The sequence below is a fragment of the Roseomonas mucosa ATCC BAA-692 genome, from assembly GCF_000622225.1.
Lineage (GTDB): Bacteria > Pseudomonadota > Alphaproteobacteria > Acetobacterales > Acetobacteraceae > Roseomonas > Roseomonas mucosa.
In genome coordinates, this window is sequence record NZ_JHWD01000010.1 from 85,392 (window position 1) to 103,030 (window position 17,639).

The 17,639-nt window shown below is 71.3% G+C and carries 20 protein-coding genes; 12 read left to right on the top strand and 8 right to left on the bottom strand.

The window, feature by feature from the left end; all coding sequences use genetic code 11:
* Positions 1-8 precede the first annotated feature (8 nt).
* The 4 genes from BT98_RS0112270 to BT98_RS0112285 are packed head-to-tail and all read right to left on the bottom strand — an operon-like array spanning position 9 to position 3,839.
* Positions 9-485, bottom strand: coding sequence for a GNAT family N-acetyltransferase (locus tag BT98_RS0112270; RefSeq protein WP_019462617.1), 477 nt, complete (start codon positions 483-485; stop codon positions 9-11).
* A complete protein-coding gene (locus tag BT98_RS0112275; protein WP_081798585.1) occupies positions 482-1,570 on the bottom strand; it encodes a patatin-like phospholipase family protein in 1,089 nt (362 codons plus the stop codon). Before BT98_RS0112275 ends, BT98_RS0112270 begins: the two co-directional genes overlap by 4 nt.
* The gene (locus BT98_RS0112280) at positions 1,570-2,364 is read right to left on the bottom strand and encodes a 3-hydroxybutyrate dehydrogenase (RefSeq protein ID WP_019462619.1); all 795 of its coding nucleotides are present in this window, start codon (positions 2,362-2,364) and stop codon (positions 1,570-1,572) included. Before BT98_RS0112280 ends, BT98_RS0112275 begins: the two co-directional genes overlap by 1 nt.
* A gap of 53 nt (positions 2,365-2,417) precedes the next feature.
* The gene (locus BT98_RS0112285; protein ID WP_027297229.1) at positions 2,418-3,839 is read right to left on the bottom strand and encodes an FAD-dependent oxidoreductase; all 1,422 of its coding nucleotides are present in this window, start codon (positions 3,837-3,839) and stop codon (positions 2,418-2,420) included.
* A 341-nt stretch (positions 3,840-4,180) separates the two neighbouring features.
* Between BT98_RS0112285 and rpmH the strand changes: the two genes are divergently transcribed.
* The 10 genes from rpmH (at position 4,181) to BT98_RS0112335 (ending at position 13,718) form a co-directional block, all read left to right on the top strand.
* Positions 4,181-4,315, top strand: a complete 135-nt coding sequence (gene rpmH, locus BT98_RS0112290; RefSeq protein ID WP_019461403.1) for a 50S ribosomal protein L34 — start codon at positions 4,181-4,183, stop codon at positions 4,313-4,315.
* Positions 4,316-4,343: 28 nt separating this feature from the next.
* On the top strand, positions 4,344-4,745 hold the full coding sequence (rnpA, locus tag BT98_RS24225; protein WP_019461404.1) for a ribonuclease P protein component: 402 nt from the start codon (positions 4,344-4,346) through the stop codon (positions 4,743-4,745).
* Complete coding sequence (gene yidD, locus BT98_RS24230) at positions 4,742-5,005, top strand: membrane protein insertion efficiency factor YidD (RefSeq protein ID WP_019461405.1); 264 nt, start codon at positions 4,742-4,744, stop codon at positions 5,003-5,005. The genes rnpA and yidD overlap by 4 nt, the downstream gene beginning before the upstream one ends.
* A 4-nt stretch (positions 5,006-5,009) precedes the next feature.
* Positions 5,010-6,758: a membrane protein insertase YidC gene (gene yidC / locus BT98_RS0112305; RefSeq protein ID WP_019461406.1), complete on the top strand. Its 1,749-nt coding sequence runs from the start codon at positions 5,010-5,012 to the stop codon at positions 6,756-6,758.
* Positions 6,755-7,465, top strand: a complete 711-nt coding sequence (yihA, locus tag BT98_RS0112310) for a ribosome biogenesis GTP-binding protein YihA/YsxC (RefSeq protein WP_019461407.1) — start codon at positions 6,755-6,757, stop codon at positions 7,463-7,465. The genes yidC and yihA overlap by 4 nt, the downstream gene beginning before the upstream one ends.
* Before the next feature lie 587 nt (positions 7,466-8,052).
* Complete coding sequence (gene argB / locus BT98_RS0112315) at positions 8,053-8,937, top strand: acetylglutamate kinase (RefSeq protein WP_019461408.1); 885 nt, start codon at positions 8,053-8,055, stop codon at positions 8,935-8,937.
* A gap of 272 nt (positions 8,938-9,209) precedes the next feature.
* Complete coding sequence (dapD, locus tag BT98_RS0112320) at positions 9,210-10,049, top strand: 2,3,4,5-tetrahydropyridine-2,6-dicarboxylate N-succinyltransferase (protein ID WP_019461409.1); 840 nt, start codon at positions 9,210-9,212, stop codon at positions 10,047-10,049.
* A 25-nt stretch (positions 10,050-10,074) separates the two neighbouring features.
* Positions 10,075-11,187, top strand: a complete 1,113-nt coding sequence (gene dapE, locus BT98_RS0112325) for a succinyl-diaminopimelate desuccinylase (protein ID WP_019461410.1) — start codon at positions 10,075-10,077, stop codon at positions 11,185-11,187.
* Positions 11,175-11,777, top strand: a complete 603-nt coding sequence (locus tag BT98_RS0112330) for a hypothetical protein (protein ID WP_019461411.1) — start codon at positions 11,175-11,177, stop codon at positions 11,775-11,777. Before dapE ends, BT98_RS0112330 begins: the two co-directional genes overlap by 13 nt.
* Positions 11,778-11,948: 171 nt before the next feature.
* A complete protein-coding gene (locus BT98_RS0112335; protein ID WP_019461412.1) occupies positions 11,949-13,718 on the top strand; it encodes a hypothetical protein in 1,770 nt (589 codons plus the stop codon).
* A 20-nt stretch (positions 13,719-13,738) separates the two neighbouring features.
* Here BT98_RS0112335 and truA read toward each other — a convergent pair whose 3' ends face one another.
* The 3 genes from truA to def are packed head-to-tail and all read right to left on the bottom strand — an operon-like array spanning position 13,739 to position 15,981.
* Complete coding sequence (gene truA, locus BT98_RS27795) at positions 13,739-14,500, bottom strand: tRNA pseudouridine(38-40) synthase TruA (RefSeq protein WP_019461413.1); 762 nt, start codon at positions 14,498-14,500, stop codon at positions 13,739-13,741.
* Between the two features lie 3 nt (positions 14,501-14,503).
* Positions 14,504-15,430 (bottom strand): methionyl-tRNA formyltransferase, encoded by a 927-nt coding sequence (gene fmt, locus BT98_RS27800; RefSeq protein ID WP_026033246.1) that lies wholly within the window; start codon positions 15,428-15,430, stop codon positions 14,504-14,506.
* 17 nt (positions 15,431-15,447) lie between these two features.
* Positions 15,448-15,981 carry a peptide deformylase gene (gene def / locus BT98_RS0112350; protein ID WP_237719375.1) on the bottom strand — a complete coding sequence of 178 codons (534 nt, stop codon included), beginning with the start codon at positions 15,979-15,981 and terminating at the stop codon, positions 15,448-15,450.
* A 214-nt stretch (positions 15,982-16,195) separates the two neighbouring features.
* Here def and BT98_RS0112355 point away from each other — a divergent pair, with 214 nt between their 5' ends.
* Both BT98_RS0112355 and BT98_RS0112360 read left to right on the top strand, forming a co-directional pair.
* Positions 16,196-16,633 (top strand): Hsp20 family protein, encoded by a 438-nt coding sequence (locus tag BT98_RS0112355; RefSeq protein WP_019461416.1) that lies wholly within the window; start codon positions 16,196-16,198, stop codon positions 16,631-16,633.
* Positions 16,634-16,772: 139 nt separating this feature from the next.
* Positions 16,773-17,006, top strand: coding sequence for a DUF1150 family protein (locus BT98_RS0112360; RefSeq protein WP_019461417.1), 234 nt, complete (start codon positions 16,773-16,775; stop codon positions 17,004-17,006).
* A gap of 249 nt (positions 17,007-17,255) precedes the next feature.
* On the opposite strand, the gene hpf is transcribed toward BT98_RS0112360, so the two are convergent.
* Positions 17,256-17,603 carry a ribosome hibernation-promoting factor, HPF/YfiA family gene (hpf, locus tag BT98_RS24235; RefSeq protein ID WP_237719376.1) on the bottom strand — a complete coding sequence of 116 codons (348 nt, stop codon included), beginning with the start codon at positions 17,601-17,603 and terminating at the stop codon, positions 17,256-17,258.
* Between the last annotated feature and the right edge of the window lie 36 nt (positions 17,604-17,639).

Sequence of the window (17,639 nt, forward strand, 5' to 3'; positions counted from 1 at the left end):
CCGGGGCGCTACGCCCCGCCCGGCAGGCGGCGCCGGAAGACATCCAGCTCCTCCGCGCCCACCGATGTTTCCGCCAGGTGCCAGCCGCGCCCGGCATAGAAGCCGCGCAGGGCCGGCCGGGCGCAGAGATGCGCTTCCGCGAAGCCACGGCTCGCGGCGAGGCACGCGCCTTCCTCCTGCAGTTGTGTGGCGACGCCCCGCCCACGCTGCTCCGGCTCCACCCACAGCGCAGCCAGCCAGGGCGTCAGTGGCGGGCGTTCGTCGAGGTCGCTCTCGATCAGCAGGACATTGCCGAGATAGGTTTCGCCCCGATGGGACACCAGGGCCTGGGGCACGGCATCCCCGCGCAGGCCAGGCCGCAGCCGCGCCGCGATCGGTCCGGGGTCCGGCTCCTCCGCCTGCCACCAGGCCCGCCAGATCCGCTCCGCCACCGTGTCCAGGAAGTCCGGGACGGCGGGAAGGGGGCTGACGCGGTGCCGCGTCACAGGAACCGCGCCCGCAGGTCCACCCCGTTGGCCTGGCCCAGCGCGCCGGTCCCGTCGCGCAGCCAGCGTTCCGCCGCTTCCCGCCCATGGCGCTTGAGCGCCGCCAGGAACTCGCCCTCCCCATTGTACTTGCTGGAGACGCCGAAGTTCCGCAGCAGGTCCTCGTCCTCGATCATGTGGATGTAGAGCGGGCCATAGCGCGGGTCGTTCAGCGTGCCGCTCCCGATCAGCCGCTGCACGAAGGCGATGGCCCGCATCTCGTACATCAGCGAGGCGTTGAAGCCGATCTCCTGCATCCGGGTCATGATGTCGGAGGCAGTGTAGGGAATGTCCGGCCGGGTCAGCGGGTTGATCTGCACCAGCACGATGTCGGGCGGCGAGCCGCGTCCGTAGAGCGGCCAGAGCGGCGGGTTGCCCAGGAAGCCGCCATCCCAGAAGGCCTCGCCGTCGATCTCCACCGCCTTGAAGATCTGCGGCAGACAGGCGGAGGCGAGCAGGGCCTCCACGCCGATCTCCGGCCGCTCGAAGACCCGCGCCTTGCCGGTGCGGACATTGGTAGCGGACACGAAGAGCTTCGGCCCGGCCGGGTCGCGGCGCAGGCGGATCGGGTCCAGCACCTCGGCCAGCGCGTCGCGCAGCGGGTTCAGGTCGAGTGGCGTGGGGTTCATCTGGTAGGGCGAGAGGACGCGGGTCAGCGTGTCGAAGGTCTGCCAGGCGAGGCTGTAGCTGAGGTCGTAGCCCCAGAAGGCCTTCTCCAGCGGCGTGTTGCGCAGCGGGCTGAAGGAGAGCCGCTGCGCCAGCCCCCACCAGAAGCGGTCCAGCAGGGCCTTGGCCCGCACGGGTCCGCCTTCCGCCAGGCCCTGGGTGACCAGCGCGCCGTTGATCGCCCCGGCGCTGCTGCCGGAAATGGCCGCGATCTCCAGCCACTCCTCCTCCAGCAGCCGGTCCAGCACGCCCCAGGTGAAGGCGCCATGCGTGCCGCCACCCTGAAGGGCGAGGTTCACCGCGCGCCTCGCCCCGGTTCCCTCCCGCCCTTCCTGCCCAGGCCCGGCCGGCGGCAGGGCGGGGGGAATGCTGCCTTCCATCAGGCGGCGGTCCAGCCGCCGTCCAGGCCGAGGATCTCGCCGGTCAGGGAATCGGTATGCGGGCCGCAGACATAGAGGGCCATTTGCGCCACCTCCTCGACCTCGACCCAGCGACGCGACGCCATGGGGCGCAGCAGGTGCTCGGTCAGCGCCGCCTCGGCGGACACGCCCTCGCGCTTCGCGATCGGGTCGACCTGGGCCTCGGCCAGCGGGGTGCGGACGAAGCCGGGGCAGATGGCGTTGCAGGTGACGCCGGTGCCGCGCGCCGTTTCCAGCGCCACCACCTTGGTCATGCCGACGATGCCGTGCTTGGCGGCGACATAGGCGACCTTGTTCGGCGAGCCGACCAGCCCATGGGCGGAGGCGATGTTGATGATGCGGCCCCAGCCCGCCTTCCTCATGCCCGGCAGCAGGGCGGCGGTGGCGTGAAAGGCGGAGGAGAGGTTGATCGCGATGATCTGGTCCCACTTCTCCTCGGGGAACTGTTCCACCGGGCTGGTGAACTGGATGCCCGCGTTGTTCACCAGGATGTCCACATGGCCGAGCACCTCCTCGGCCTGGGCGCACATCTTGCGGACCTCCCGCGCATCCGACAGGTCGGCGGCGGAATAGGCGACCTCGCCGCCGGTGACCTCGGCCAGCTCGGCGCGGACCTTGTCCACCTGGCCGGGCGCGCCCAGCCCGTGCAGCAGGATCTTCGCCCCGGCCTGGGCGAAGGCGAGGGCGATGCCGCGCCCGATCCCGCTGGTGGAGCCGGTGACCAGGGCCGTGCGGCCCTCCAGGCTGCGTTCCATGGAGTCTCTCCTTGTTCCATCCCGCCAGGGCGCCGGGCCGCGCGGCGGCACCGTCAGGGCAGACGCCCGAGCAGGGATACGAGTTTCCGCAGCATGGGCCGGTCCAGGGCCGGCGCAAGCCTGTCCAGCGCCGCCAGGCGAAGGCTGCCCCCCAGGGAAGGCTGCGGCAGGGGCAGGGCGGCAAGGTCGCGCAGCGGGCGGCCCAGCAGCAGCGCCAGTGCCCCGGCGAGCTCGCGCGGCGCGGCGATGCCGGGCGCCAGCACGGCGGCGCCGAGCAGCCTGTCCCGCCGGTCCAGCACCAGCCGGACCAGCCCGCCCGTCCGGCCCTCGGCGACCAGCCGGCCGCTCTCCGTGAGGCCGCGCCGCTGCATCCGGACGACATGCCCGGCCGCCTCGGCCTCGGCGGCGGTCAGGCCGACCTGCAGCAGCTCGGGATCGGTGCGGACCAGCCGCGCGGGCGGGGGCGTGGAGGGGTGGCCGGGAATGCGGAGGAACAGGGAGCGCAGCAGCAGCGCCGCGTGTTCCTCAGCCCTGTCGGGATGCGCGCCGGAATCCGCGACATCGGCGATGCTGCCGGCCGCCCAGACCCTGCGGTTGCCCCGGGCGCGCAGGCCAGGGCCGGTGGCGATGCCGTGCGCGGTCGTGGCGATGCCGGCGGCGGCGAGGTCCAGCGGTGCCAGCCGGGGCCGGGACGGGGTGGCCAGCAGCAGATGGGTGCCGGTGATCCGCCGGCCATCCTCCAGCAGCAGCTCCAGCCCTTCGGGATGGCGCTCCACCCGCACCGCCGGATGCCCTTCGCACAGGGTGATCCCCTCCGCCCGGAGCGCTTCGCGCAGCAGCTCCACCATCTCCGGCTCCAGCCCCGGCAGGAGCGGGCCGTCCGCGACAACGGTGGCGAGGCAGCCCAGGCGCTGATGGGCCTGGGCCAGCTCCAGTGCCTCCGCCCCATGGCCCAGGATCAGGAGGTGCCCGGGCGGCGTGTCCAGGTCGAGGCCGCTCTGCCCATCGAGATAGGGGGTGTCGGCCAGCCCCTCTATGGCGGGCAGCAGCGGCGCGCTGCCCGCCGCCACCACGGCCTGGCGGAAACGCCAGCTGCGGCCGGCGGCCTCCAGGCAGTCGGGGGCCAGGAAATGCGCCGAGGAGCCGGTGACGAGATCGACCCCCATGCCGCGCAGTCGGGCCTCCGAGGATTCGGGCTCCAGGGCTTCCGTGGCGCGGCGGAGATGTGCCCGGACACCTTCCCAGTCGATGGCCAGGTCCGCGGCGCGGAGCCCGAGTCGCTCCCCTTGCCGCAGGGCCTGGGCAGTGCGGGCGGCGGCCAGCAGCGCGTCCAGCGGCAGGCGCTGCCGCAGCCGCCGCCCGCCGGGCTCCTCGCGCTCGAAGAGGGTGACGCGCCGGCCCAGCAGGGTCGCGAGGGTGGCGGTGGAAAGACCGGCGGAGCCGGCGCCGATCACGGCGATGTCGGTCTCAGGCATGCGCCGCCCCTTATGGCCGCAGCCGGGCCCGGCGTCAGGAGGGGATCGCACGATGGGACGGGATTGGCGGCGGCCGGAGGGGCCGGAAACGGCGAAGCGGGGGCAGGGATGCGGGAATGCGGGGCCGATCCCGCGTGTTGAGTGGTTGACGGGTCCGTTACCCTCTCCCTATACAGCGCCAACCGCGCCGGACCCGCGCCTTGTGCACCGGGGCCGGCGTTGCCTGTCGTGCCTGTCTCCCTGCCCTCGGGGGAGGGGACGGAGACGGGCACGGCCGGGAAACCCGAAACGGGGTCGGTCCCGGCAGATCCAGCCACTTTTTCCGAACGGAGCCACGTCCCGTGAAGCGTACCTATCAGCCCTCCAAGCTCGTCCGGAAGCGCCGGCACGGCTTCCGCGCCCGCATGGAGACGGTGGGCGGCCGCAGGGTCGTCGCCAACCGCCGCTCCAAGGGCCGCAAGCGCCTGTCCGCCTGAGCGGACGGCGCGCGGTTCCGCGTATCCCATGGCCCTGCCGCGCCTGAAGCAGCGACGCGAGTTCCTTCGCGTCGCCGGCAAGGGTAAGCGCGCGGCACGGCCCAGTGTGCTGCTGCAGGCTCTTCCGGAAACGGAAGGGCCTCTTCGCGTCGGTTTCACGGCAACGAAGAAGCTCGGCAACGCCGTGGTGCGCAACCGCGCCAAGCGGCGGCTGCGCGCCGCGGCGCACGAACTGCTGCACGCGGCCCCGCCGCCCGGCTGCGCGCCCCGTGGCTGGGACCTCGTGCTCGTCGCCCGCGACGGGGTGATGACGCGCGACTGGTCCACGCTGCTGGGCGACCTGCGCGGCGCGCTTCGCCAGGCGGGCGTCATCGTCCCGCCGGGTCCCGCCGCGGCGGAAGGCGGCACCGCGCCGGGGCAGGGGGCATGAGCCCCGCCGCCGGCGTCCTGACCGTCGCGGTGCATGCCTATCGCTATGGGCTTCGCCCGATCATCGGCAGCCACTGCCGCTTCCACCCGCATTGCAGCGACTATGCGCTCGAGGCCCTGGCCAGCCATGGTGCCACGCGCGGCACCTGGCTGACGGCCCGGCGAATCCTGCGCTGCCACCCCTGGAACCCGGGCGGCTGGGACCCTGTCCCGCCCGCATCGCCCCGCATTGGGGCATCCACCGCCCGCGAGAACGGTTGAATCGATGGACAACAAGCGACTGCTCGTCGCGATCGCGATCTCGATCGCCATCCTGCTGGGCTTCGAGCTGTGGAACCGCCCCACGGTGCAGCAGCAGGTGCAGAGCCAGCAGCAGGCACGCCAGGCGCCGACCGAGCCCCTGCCGCCCGGCATCGGCTCCCCGGCCCCGACCCAGGGCGCCCAGCCGCCGGAGCGCGTCGCGGCCGAGCACCTGCCGATCGAGACGCCGCGCCTGGGCGGCAGCCTCAACCTGCGTGGCGCCAGGCTCGACGACTTGGTGCTGAAGAACTACCGCGAGACGGTCGCGCCGAATTCGCCGCTGGTGCGCATGTTCGCGCCGCGCGGAGAGGTCGCGCCCTATTTCACCCAGTGGGGCTGGAGCGCCGCCGATGGCCGCACGCCGGTGCCGGGGCCCGACACCGACTGGACGGTGGCGGACAAGGCGCCGCTGACGCCGCAGCATCCGGTGACCCTGCGCTGGGACAACGGCGCCGGTCAGGTCTTCGAGATCGTGCTGTCGGTGGACGACAACTTCATGTTCACCGCGCAGCAGCGGGTGATCAACAACGGGTCCGAGCCGGTGCAGGTCCTGCCCTGGACCCGCGTGCGGCGCGAGCACACGCCGCAGCTCGCGAACTACTACATCCTGCACGAGGGCTTCGTCGGCGTGCTCGGCGGGCACCTGCAGGAGCTGAAGTACTCGGCCGCCAAGGATGCCGCGAACAAGGCGCAGGGGCTTGCCTTCCAGGAGGACAGCACCGGCGGCTGGGCAGGCTTCACCGACAAGTATTGGCTGGCCGCGGTCACCGCGATGACGCCGCAGGAGACCATCCGCGCCGCCTTCCGCCACACGCAGGAGCAGCCGGGCCCCGAGGGCGACCGCTGGCAGGTGGATTTCTCCGCGCCGCAGCCGCTGAGCGTGGCGCCGGGCGCGACGGCGGATTTCGGCACGCGCGTCTTCGCCGGCGCCAAGGAGGTCCGCACCCTCGACGCCTATCGCGACAACCTCGGGATCACCGATTTCGACAAGGCTGTGGATTTCGGCTGGTTCTATTTCCTGACCAAGCCGTTCTTCTACGCGCTGGACTGGCTGTATCACATCGTCGGCAATTTCGGCATCGCCATCCTGATCTTCACGGTGGCGCTGAAGGCGCTGTTCTTCCCGCTGGCCAACAAGTCCTACAAGTCCATGGCGCGGATGCGCGCCCTGACGCCGCGGATGAACGAGATCCGGGAGAAGTTCAAGGACGACCCGGCGAAGATGCAGCAGGAGATGATGGGCCTGTACAAGACGGAGAAGGTGAACCCCGCCTCCGGCTGCCTGCCCATCCTGATCCAGATCCCGGTCTTCTTCGCGCTCTACAAGGTCCTGTTCGTCACCATCGAGATGCGGCATGCGCCCTTCTTCGGCTGGATCCGCGACCTTTCGGCGCCCGACCCGACCAACCTGTTCACGCTGTTCGGGCTGATCCCCTGGGATCCGCCGCACATGCTACACATGCCGGTCTGGGCGATCATCATGGGCTTCACCATGTGGGCGCAGCAGCGGCTGAACCCGCAGCCGCCCGATCCGATCCAGGCCAAGCTCTTCGCCTGGATGCCGGTGATCTTCACCTTCATGCTGGCGAGCTTCCCGGCCGGGCTGGTGATCTACTGGAGCTGGAACAACACGCTCTCCGTGCTCCAGCAGGCCTGGATCACCCGGCAGGAGCGTGCCGAGCGCCGCGAGCAGAAGAAGCTGGTGCGGACATGAGCGAGGCACCGGAGCACAAGCCGGAGGCCGCTGCCCCGGCCGCTCCGGCGGATGAGCGCGAGGCCGAGCGCCTCGCGGCGCTGGAGGCCGGGCGGCTGCTCTTCGCCCGGCCCTGCCGCTTCGTCTTCGCCTCCCAGCGGCTGGACCAGCTGCCGGAGGCGCGGCTGCCGGAGGTGGCCTTCTGCGGCCGCTCCAACGTAGGCAAGTCCTCGCTGGTGAACGCCCTGACGGGCCAGAAGACCCTGGCCCGCGTGTCCAACACCCCCGGGCGCACCAAGCAGCTGAACTTCTTCGAGCTGGGCGGGGCGGGTCAGGCGCGGCTCACCCTCGTGGACATGCCGGGCTATGGCTATGCCCAGGCGGCCAAGGCGGTGAAGGAGGACTGGCAGGGGTTGATGTTCGACTACCTGCGCGGCCGGACGACCCTGCGCCGGGTCATCCTGCTCCTCGATGCGCGGGTGGAGACCAAGGACTCGGACCGGGCGGCGATGGACCTGCTCGGAAAGGCGGCGGTGCCCTTCCAGATCGTGCTGACCAAGGCCGACGATACGCCGCAGGCGCGGTTGGCGAAGCGTCAGCAGGAGGCGGAGCGCCTGGTGGCCAAGCAGGCGGCGGCCCATCCGCTGGTGATCACCACCAGCAGTGAGAAGGGCCTGGGCATCCCCGAACTGCGGGCGGAACTCGCTTCCATGGCCCTGGCACCCTGATCCCTGGCACGAACTGAGGCGTGCCGGCCACAGTGCGGCATAATGGACGCAGTTCAACCTGCGCGTGCTTCTCCCGAATCCTGGCGTCGTCATAAGACAGATATGCCCAGGGAGGGTTTGGTGAGACGCGTGGTCCTTGCGCTCTGTGTTGCCTTGCTGGCCCCGGCCGTCCAGGCCGCGACGCCCGACCGCTGCCCGGTCGACACGAGGCCGGATTTGCGCCGCATCATCGGAGGGCCGGCTCATCTCCGACCGCTTTCCGGTGTGACGCAGAGCACCCCCCGCATCGGCCTGTTTCGGCCGGACACTTCCTGTGGCTTCCCCCCGGTGCGCCGGATTTCCCGCCCGCGCACCGGCTGATCGGCGCGGCGAGGAGCGGGAGTACACGGGCCTACCCCACCGGCCCGGGTGCATACCCCGCCCGCTCCTTGCCGCCCGAGAGGCCCTCCGATCCGGCCCAGCCCCGCCCATGGCTCCCAGCCGGAGCCGGAGCCGGAGCCGGCCGGCCGCGGCGCTCTTGACCCTGTGCTGCGGTGCCCGCAAGAGGCGAACGGCGCCTTCCGCCGCGATCCATCGGAGCCGATGCCATGACCGAAACCATGCGCGACAACATCGCGCTCCTTTCCGATGCGCTACCTTTCCTGAAGCGTTACGACGACGCCGTCGTGGTCGTGAAGTACGGTGGCCATGCTATGGGGGAGGAGGAGACGGCCTTCCGCTTCGGCCAGGACATCGCGCTGCTGGAGCAGGTCGGCATCAACCCGGTGGTGGTGCATGGCGGCGGGCCGCAGATCAACGCCATGCTGAAGCAGCTGAACGTACAGTCCGAGTTCGTCCAGGGCCTGCGCATCACCGACGAGAAGACGGTGGACATCGTCGAGATGGTCCTGGCCGGATCGGTGAACAAGCAGGTGGCCGAGGCGATCACCCGGGCCGGTGCCATCGCCGTCGGCATCAGCGGCAAGGACGGCAACCTGATCACTGCGCGCAAGACGCTGAAGACGGTCACGGACCCGCAGACCGGCGAGCCGAAGGTGCTCGACCTGGGCTTCGTGGGCGAGCCGGAGAAGGTCGATACCCGCGTCCTGGAGCTGCTGATCGGCGCCGATATCGTGCCCGTGGTGGCACCGGTCGGAGTGGATGCGAAGGGCCAGACCTTGAACATCAACGCCGACACCGTGGCCGGAGCGGTGGCCGGGGCGCTGAAGGCGGCGCGGCTGCTGATGCTGACCGACGTGCCGGGCGTGCTGGACGAGAACAAGCGCCTGATCCCGGAAATGACGGTGGCCGAGGTCCGGGCCGGGATCGCGAGCGGCATGATCTCGGGCGGGATGATCCCGAAGGTCGAGACCTGCATCCAGGCGGTGGAGCTGGGTGTCGAGGGCGCCGTGATCCTGGACGGGCGGGTACCGCATGCGGTGCTGGCCGAGCTCTTCACCGATGCCGGGCCGGGGACGCTGATCCGGCCCTGAGGGCCTGAGGCCGCCTCGTGGCTGGCCCGGGGGCGAGAGGCTCCGCCGCTCGCCCCGGATCCTCACGCCGTGGCGACCGGCTCCGGTCCGCTGGCCGGATGTGGAGCGGGGGCTGCGACGGCCGGGCAGGGGTGCCGTTCACACAAGGCCTGTGGCGCTTCGCTTCCCGGCGGGCCGGACTCCATCGCAAGCGGCGCGTTGACACGCCTGCCGGTGCGCGCGAGAGGGTCACGCCGAACGCATTCGCCAAACCGATCGGGATCATCGCGACCATGGACCTGTCCAGCCTGCAGAAGACCATCGAGGCGCTCTGGGAGCGCCGCGCGGAAGTGACGCCCGCCACCCAGGGTGCCGACCGCCAGGCGGTGGCGGATGCGCTGGACCTGCTGGACAGCGGCAAGCAGCGCGTCGCCTCCATCTCCGGCAATGGCGAGTGGACGGTGCACCAGTGGCTGAAGCAGGCGGTGCTGCTGAGCTTCCGGCTGGAGGACAACACCTTCCGCCGGCAGGAAGGCGCCGGGGCCTGGGACAAGGTGCCGCTGAAGTGGGAGGGCTGGAGCGAGACCCAGTTCCGCGAGGCCGGGTTCCGCGCCGTGCCGGGCGCCGTGGCCCGCCGCCCGGCCTATATCGCGCCGAACGTGGTGCTGATGCCCTCCTTCGTGAATGTCGGCGCCTATGTCGATTCCGGTACCATGGTCGATACCTGGACCACGGTCGGCTCCTGCGCCCAGATCGGGAAGAACTGCCACCTGTCCGGCGGCGTCGGCATCGGCGGCGTGCTGGAGCCGCTGCAGGCCAATCCGGTGATCGTCGAGGACGACTGCTTCATCGGCGCCCGCTCCGAGGTGGCCGAGGGCGTGATCGTCGGCCGCGGCTCGGTGCTGTCGATGGGCGTGTTCCTCTCCGCCTCCACCAAGATCATCGACCGCGCTACGGGCGAGGTCTTCGTTGGCCGTGTGCCCGCCTATTCCGTGGTGGTGCCCGGCAACCTGCCCGGCAGGCCGCTGCCGGACGGGTCGCAGGGGCCATCGCTCTACTGCGCCGTAATCGTGAAGCGGGTGGACGCCCGCACGCGCGAGAAGACCTCGATCAACGAGCTGCTGCGCGATTGAGCCGCCCTTGACCGGAGCCCGGGCCGTGACCGCCATCGCCGACCCCCTGCCGATCGCGCAGGCGCTGATCCGCTGCCGTTCCGTCACCCCGGCGGATGACGGGGCGATGGCGGTGCTGGAGGGCATCCTGGAGCCCCTGGGCTTCCGCTGCACCCGCCTGCGCTTCGGCGAGACGGAGAACCTCTTCGCCCGGCGGGGCGGGGAGGGGCCGCATCTCTGCTTCGCCGGGCATGTGGACGTGGTGCCGCCCGGCGAGGGCTGGCGCCACGATCCCTTCGCGGCGGAGATCGTGGAGGGCGTGCTCTACGGCCGCGGGGCCACGGACATGAAGGGCGGGGTGGCCGCCATGCTCGCCGCCGCCCATGCGCCGCAGCCGCGCGGCAGCCTCTCCTTCCTGATCACCGGGGATGAGGAGGGCGATGCCCATGACGGCACGGTGCGCGTGCTGGAATGGATGGCGGCGAACGGGCAGGTGCCGGACATGTGCCTCGTGGGCGAGCCGACCTCCAGGGTCCGGCTGGGCGACACGATCAAGATCGGGCGGCGGGGCAGCCTGACCGCCTATCTGACGGTGCGGGGCACGCAGGGCCATGTCGCCTATCCGGCGCGCTGCGACAATCCGGTGCACCGGCTGGTGCGGGCGCTGAACCGGCTGGTGGCGCAGCCGCTGGACGAGGGAACGGAATGGTTCGAGGCTTCCTCGATCCAGGTTACGAGCTTTGACGTGGGCAATCCGACGACCAACCTCGTGCCGGGCGAGGCGAAGGCCACCCTGAACATCCGCTTCAACAACCTGCACGGCGCCGCCAGCCTGGAGCGCTGGATCCGGGAGGCGCTGGAGGCCGAGGCGCCGCAACACGAGGCGCGCTTCTCCTGTTCCGGCGAGGCCTTCCTGACCGGGCCGGGGCCTTTCGTGGAGGCGCTGCGCCGCGCGGTGGAGCGGGCGACGGGCGAGGCGGCGGCGCTGGACACCGGCGGCGGCACCTCGGATGCGCGCTTCATCACCCGCTACTGCCCGGTGGCCGAGCTGGGCGCGGTGGGGACCACCATGCACAAGGTGGACGAATGCACGCCGGTCGGGGAACTGCGCGCCCTGGCCGCGCTCTATGGCGCCGTGATCGCGGAGTGCCTCGGCTGAGCGCGCCCCACCATCCCTCCGCCGCGCCGCCCGCCCTGGCGGTGCAGATCGTGGCGGGCCTGCGCGGCGCCTTCCTGCTGGCGCGGGGAAAGGCGGCAGGGATCGCCTTCGCCTGCCTGTCGCCGGAAGGAGCGGCGCGCTCCTTCTGGGCGGCGGCCCTCTGCCTGCCGGTCTTCGTGCTGCTGCGCCTTGTCAACGGGGCGGAAGGCGAGGTCGGCACCGACCCGCTGCGCTTCCTGGTGGCCGAGCTCTCGGGCTTCGTCTGCTCCTGGACCGGCTATGCCCTGGCCTCCTACTGGCTGGCGGCCCGGGCGGGGCTGCTGGCGCGCTGGCCGCGCTTCATCGCCGCCTGGAACTGGGCGAACACCGTCCAGTACGCCGTGCTCCTGGTGCTGCTGCCGGTGCCGCCGGGCATGGTGGCGACCTGGCTGGGCATCGCCACCTTCGGCTATGCGATGTGGCTGGAATGGTTCGTGGCGCGGGAGGCGCTGGGCGTGAACGGCTTCCAGGCGGCGACCTTCGTGGCGCTGGACCTGGCGATCAGCATCTTCCTGGCCGGGGCGGTGCAGGCCGTCGCCATGGTGGACTGACGACCCGCTTCCACTCACGGGGTTTTCGCTCCTGGGTAGAAGGGATGGACCTTTCGTTAACTATCCCTGGTTGTTAATTTGCTCCCGTATCTCCAGGGAGACGTGTGGGATGGTCCTCGATGCCACGGTGCTGACGGATGCCTGCCATTCCGCATCCGGGTTCCGGCCGGTATGACGGACAGCCTGCCCGAAGGGACCGCCTTCTGCATCTATGGCCAGTTGCGGGACGAGGACCTGACCCTGCCGGAAACGGCCCGGATCGCCTCGGAGAGCGGGGCGCGGGTCTTTCTCAGCACCTGGCGGCGGCGCGGCACCAAGACGGGCGGGGCGACCAATCTTTCGCAGTTCTTCCGCATGTTCGGGCGCGAGGCCGGCTTCGCGCTGCCGCGCCGCCTGGGCTACCGCTTCAGCGAGAGCTTCCCCGACTTCGCCCCGCGCGCCATGGCCGGGGCCGGCGAGGCCGATCCGGAGCGCCTGCGCAGCTGGTTTCCGGATCTGGTGCTGGATGCCGAGGAGGAGACGCTCGACCTCGACTTCGCCGGCAGCCGCAGCGACAACAACAGCCTGCGCATGCTCTACAAGCTGTGGCGGGCGGTGGCGCTGAAGCGGGCGGAGGAGAAGCGGCGCGGACGGCGCTTCTCCGCGGTGGTGCTGTTCCGCCCGGACGTCCTGCCGCCGGAGCCCGGCCAGATGCCGCCGCCGGACTCCCTGCCTGGCGCCATCTTCCTGCCGCCAGGGGGCTGGGCGCCGCACCACGCGCATGACGTGCTGATCGTCTGCTCCTCCGAAACGGCGGATGCCATCGCCGCCCTGTTCGGCCGGGCGGTGCTGGAGCGGGTTTCCGGCTGGGACGGCATCCATCCCCAGCTGCACGACCACCTCGCCTCCCTGGGCAAGGAGATCCGAACCGTGCCCGTGCCGCTGGGCCTGCGCGAACGGGCGGAGCAGCACCAGCCGCGCAACCGCACCCTGCTGCGCGAACTGCTGGAAAGCGGCAACTGGGACGCACGGGGCTGGAGCGAACCCAGGCCGCAACTGGGCCAGGCCCTGGCGGAGCTGCTGCGCGCGGTGGAGGAGGTCCTGGAGGCGCGGCCCGAAGCGGCGCTGGAACGGCTCCGCGCCCTGCTGGACCGCGAGCCGCCGCTGGCGGTGCTGGAAGGCGCCGCCTCCGTGGCCGCCGATGCGCTGCTGGCCCAGGGGCGGAAGCGGGATGCCTATGCGCTGCTGCTGATGCGCGTCCTGGCCGCGCTGGTGCCGGAGCCGGGCTGGCTGGAGGATGGGGAGTTCCATCGCAACCTGACCCGGCTGAGCGAGGCGGGCGGGCCGCTCACCGGCCAGCAGGCGAGCTGCGCCGCGATCGAGGCGCTGCTGGACGAGGCCCCCATGGCGCCGGTGGTGCGGGAGGTCTGGACGGCGCTGCTGCGCCTGCTTCCCTGGGACCGGCTCTCGGCCGAGGCGGCGCGGGTGGCGGAGTTCTTCGGCCAGGACATCGCGGTGATGAGCCGCCGCTTCTGGAAGCTGTTGAACGGCAACCGAATCGACGAGGCGGCGGCGCTGGCGGCGCGGATGCGGCAGGCGGCGCCGGGCGACTGGCGCGGCGTCGATCATCTCGGCCATGTGCATTCGCGCCGGGGCGAGATCCGGGCGGCGCTGGACTGCGCCACCGCCGCCCTGGCCATGGAGCCGGAGAACTGGGGGCTGCTGGCCCGCGTCGGCAAGCTGCACGAGCAACTCGGGCAGCTCCCCCAGGCGCGGCGCCACATGGAGGAGGCGTTGGCCCGCAACGCCGACCACCATGTGCGGGCCGGCTATGCCCATCTCCTGGCCCGGATGGGGGAGACCGAGGAGATGCGGCGCTTCGTGTCCCGCTGTCTGGCCGAGGCGCCGGAGGATGCCTGGCTGCGCGACGCACTGGGGCCGCTGGTGCCCCAGGCGGCCTGACCCCCGGACCGGAAAGGGCGTCAGCGCCAGTCCGGCTCGGGGTCGTAGCGGACGAAGGTGAAGCAGAGGCCGGTGGGCGGGGCGGTCTGCCCGGCCTTGCGGCGGTCCCGGCCTTCCAGCAGGGCACGGGGCCAGTTCGCCGGGCGGCGGCCCATCCCGACCTCGTAGAGCGTGCCGACGAGGTTGCGGATCTGGTGGTGCAGGAAGGATCGCGCTTCCGCCACGACGAGGATCTCGTCCCCCTGCCGCATCACGTCCAGCCGGTCCAGCGTGCGGATCGCGTCCTTCGCCTGGCAGGAGCTGGCCCGGAAGGCGGAGAAATCGTGCCGCCCCAGCAGGGCCTGCGCCGCCGCGTGCATTGCCTCCGCATCCAGGCGGCGGGGGACATGCCAGACGCGGTTCTCGTCCAGGGCCGGGCGCGCCGGGCGGTTCAGGATGCGGTAGCGGTAGCCGCGGTGCCGGGCGGAGAAGCGGGCGTTCCAGTCCTCCGCCACCCGGGCCGCGGCGATCACTGCCACCGGCTGCGGGCGGGAATGGAAGTTGATCGCCTCCCGCAGCCGCTCCGGCGCCAGATCGGCGGCGAGGTGCAGGCTGACGACCTGCCCCTCGGCATGCACGCCGGAATCGGTGCGCCCGGCGCACTGGGCCGTGACCGCCGCACCGCCGTTCAGGGAGAAGGCGGCCTCCTCGATCACCTGCTGCACGCTGGGCAGCCCGTCCTGCCGCTGCCAGCCGGCGAAGGGGGTGCCGTCATACTCCACCCGAAGCGCGTAGTTCGGCACGGTTCAGGCGTCCGGCGGAAGGGGCAGCACCGTGCCGGGCGTCAGGGCATAGCCGCGCAGGAAGGCATCGGCCTCCATCGGCGCGCGGCCCGGGCGCTGGAGCCGCAGCAGGCGCAGCGCGGTGCTGCCGCCGCAGGCAATGCGGGGCAGGGTGTCGAGCACCGTTCCGGGCGCTGCATCGGCGGTGCCGGCGGGTTCCGCCGCCAGCACGCGGATCGCATCGCCCCCGGCCTCGAACTGCGTGCCGGGCCAGGGCGTCATGGCCCGCACCCGCCGGTCCAGCGCCGCCGCATCCTCGCGCCAGTCGAGCCGCGAATCGGCCTTGGCCAGTTTCGGGGCATAGGTCATGCCCTCTGCCGGCTGCGGCACCGGGACGGGGTTCTCCGCCAGCGCCCGCAGCACCAGCCGGGCCCCGATCTCCGCCAGCCGGTCGTGCAGCACGGCGGTGGTATCGCGCGGGCCGATCGGTGTGGCCTCGCGCAGCAGCATGGCGCCGGTGTCCAGCCCTTCGTCCATCTGCATGATGGTGATGCCGGTCTCCGCATCACCCGCCAGCACGGCGGCATGGATCGGCGCCGCGCCCCGCCAGCGCGGCAGCAGCGAGGCATGGATGTTCAGGCAGCCGCGCCGCGGGGCCTCCAGGATCGGCTTCGGCAGGATCAGCCCATAGGCCGCGACCACGGCGGCATCGAGGTCCAGCGCGCGGAAGGTCTCGTGCTCCGCCGTGTCGCGCCGCAGGCGGGCGGGGTTCCGCACCGGCAGGCCGAGTTCCAGCGCCGCGCGGTGGACGGGGCAGGGGGTCTCCCGCTGCCCGCGCCCGGCGGGGCGGGGCGGCTGGGCATAGACCGCCGCCACCTCATGGCCCGCCGCGACCAGGGCGCGCAGGGCCGGCACGGCGAAATCCGGGCTGCCCATGAAGGCGAGGCGCATCGGCGGGGCCATGGGGCTCAGTCCTCGCGCTGCCTGTTCTTCTGATCCTTGTTGAAGCGCCGCAGCAGCATGTTGCGCTTCAAGGGGGAGAGGTGGTCGATGAAGAGCACGCCGTTCAGGTGGTCGATCTCGTGCTGCAGGCAGGCGGCCATCAGCCCCTCGGCGGTGATCTCCCGCCGCGCCCCTTCCAGGTCCTGCCAGCGGACCTTCACCACTGCCGGGCGCTCCACCTCGGCATACTGGTTCGGGATGGACAGGCAGCCTTCCTCCCGCAGTGCCACCTCGCGGCTGGCCTCCACGATCTCGGGATTCACCATCACATAGGGCTGGCGCGTGTCGTCGGGCTGCAGGTCCACGACGATCAGGCGCAGGCTCTCGCCAACCTGCGGCGCCGCCAGGCCGATGCCCGGCGCCTTGTACATGGCATCGAGCATGCGGTCGGACAGGTCACGGACCTTGCCGGCGTCGACCGGCCCGACCGGGCGGGTCCGGGCACGCAGGCGGGGATCGGGGATCAGGAGGATGGGCAGGGGAGGGGCGTCGTTCGCCATGATGCCCGGCATCTAGCCATGCGGCGCCGGCGGCGCAACGTCCGCCGGCCGCAGGTCTCCCCGGCGTCCGCCCCGGCGGGGCCGGGCAAGGCGGGACAAGGATCTGGGCGGCCCGCCTTGCAAGCGGGGAGCGGACGCACGACATTGTGCATCGCGGGCCGGTGCTTCGGGCCGGCTCCGCGCGTCTCGCTCATCCACGAGGAGGCACCAGACCGTGTCCCGTTCGTCCGTCTTCGGATCGCCGCTGTTTCTCGGCTTCGACCATCTCGAGCAGATGCTCGACCGGGTGCAGAAGAACGCCGAGGGCTATCCCCCCTACAACATCGAGCAGACCGCCGCCGAAAGGCTGCGGATCACCCTGGCCGTGGCCGGCTTCTCCATGGAGGATCTCCAGATCACCCAGGAGGACAACCAGCTCGTCATCCGGGGGCGCCAGAAGGAGGAGGGAGAGGGGCGCATCTTCCTCCATCGCGGCATCGCATCCCGGCAGTTCCAGCGCGCCTTCGTGCTGGCCGAAGGGATCGAGGTCGAGGGCGCCTGGCTCGACAACGGGTTGCTCCACGTCGATCTGCGCCGCCCCCAGCCGGAAACCCGGGTGAGGACGATCCGCATCAACGGCGCCGGGCGGCCTGTGGCGTCCGACCAGGACTGATCCCGCCGAACCGGGACGCGTCCGACACAGGCCTGCAGCGATGTGCTGAACCCTCGCGGTTCCCCCGCGTTGGGAGATCAGGCCACCAGCAGAGGGCCGCTTCGCCAGAAAAGTCAGGGAAGCGCCCAGGAGTGTTGCCATGAACGAATCTCGCGAAGCCCGCGAAACCACGGTCCTGAAGGGCCTGTCCCCCGCCGACTGGGCCAGCTTCGGCCGCGAACAGATCGCCTATATCCGCCCGGTCGTGGTGGATGGGGTGAAGGCGGTGGCCATTCATTCCGCCGACGGCACGCCGATCGGCGCCGCCCCGAACGCTGATCTCGCGATCGCCGCCATTATCCAGAACGAGATGGAACCGGTCCTGGTCCACTGAACCTGAAACGCCAGACGCTCCCGCTGCCATGAGGTGGCGCGGCGATGGGGCCGCCCTTCTTGATGGCGGCCGCTGGCCGGCGAAGGCTCACCAAGGCGGAGCGCCCCCGGCGTTCCGCCTTTTCTTTGCCTTCATGGTGGGCCGCTGTACTCGCATCACGCGATGCGCCGCACAAAAATAGGGGCTTCCGAAGAAGCCCCGCCTGAACGCTTTTCTGTGTGATTGTTTTTATCGGATGTGGTCTGGCGCTCAGACGAGCGCGACGGCATCCGTGGCGCCGGGTTCCGGCTTGCGCTCCGCCGCCTGGCAACGCGCGTGTTCGTTCACGCGGCGGCGGTGGCGGCGCAGACGCTTGGCCATCTTGGTGGCGGCGTCCTGGAAGGCGCGATGGGCATCCGTGCCCTCGCCCTCGGCCTGCACGGAAAGGCCACGGCCGGCATGGAGGTTGATGTCGCAGACGAAGAAGCTGCGATCCTTGCTGAAGGTGACGTTTGCCTCAAGGGCACGGTCCGAATACTTGCGGGCGATGACTTCCAGCCCCTCGGCCACATGGACCTTCAGGGCATCCCCGGTTTCGACCTGCTTCCCAGAAACCATGATGTGCATTTCGGAGCAAACCTCCTCTGCTTGTCG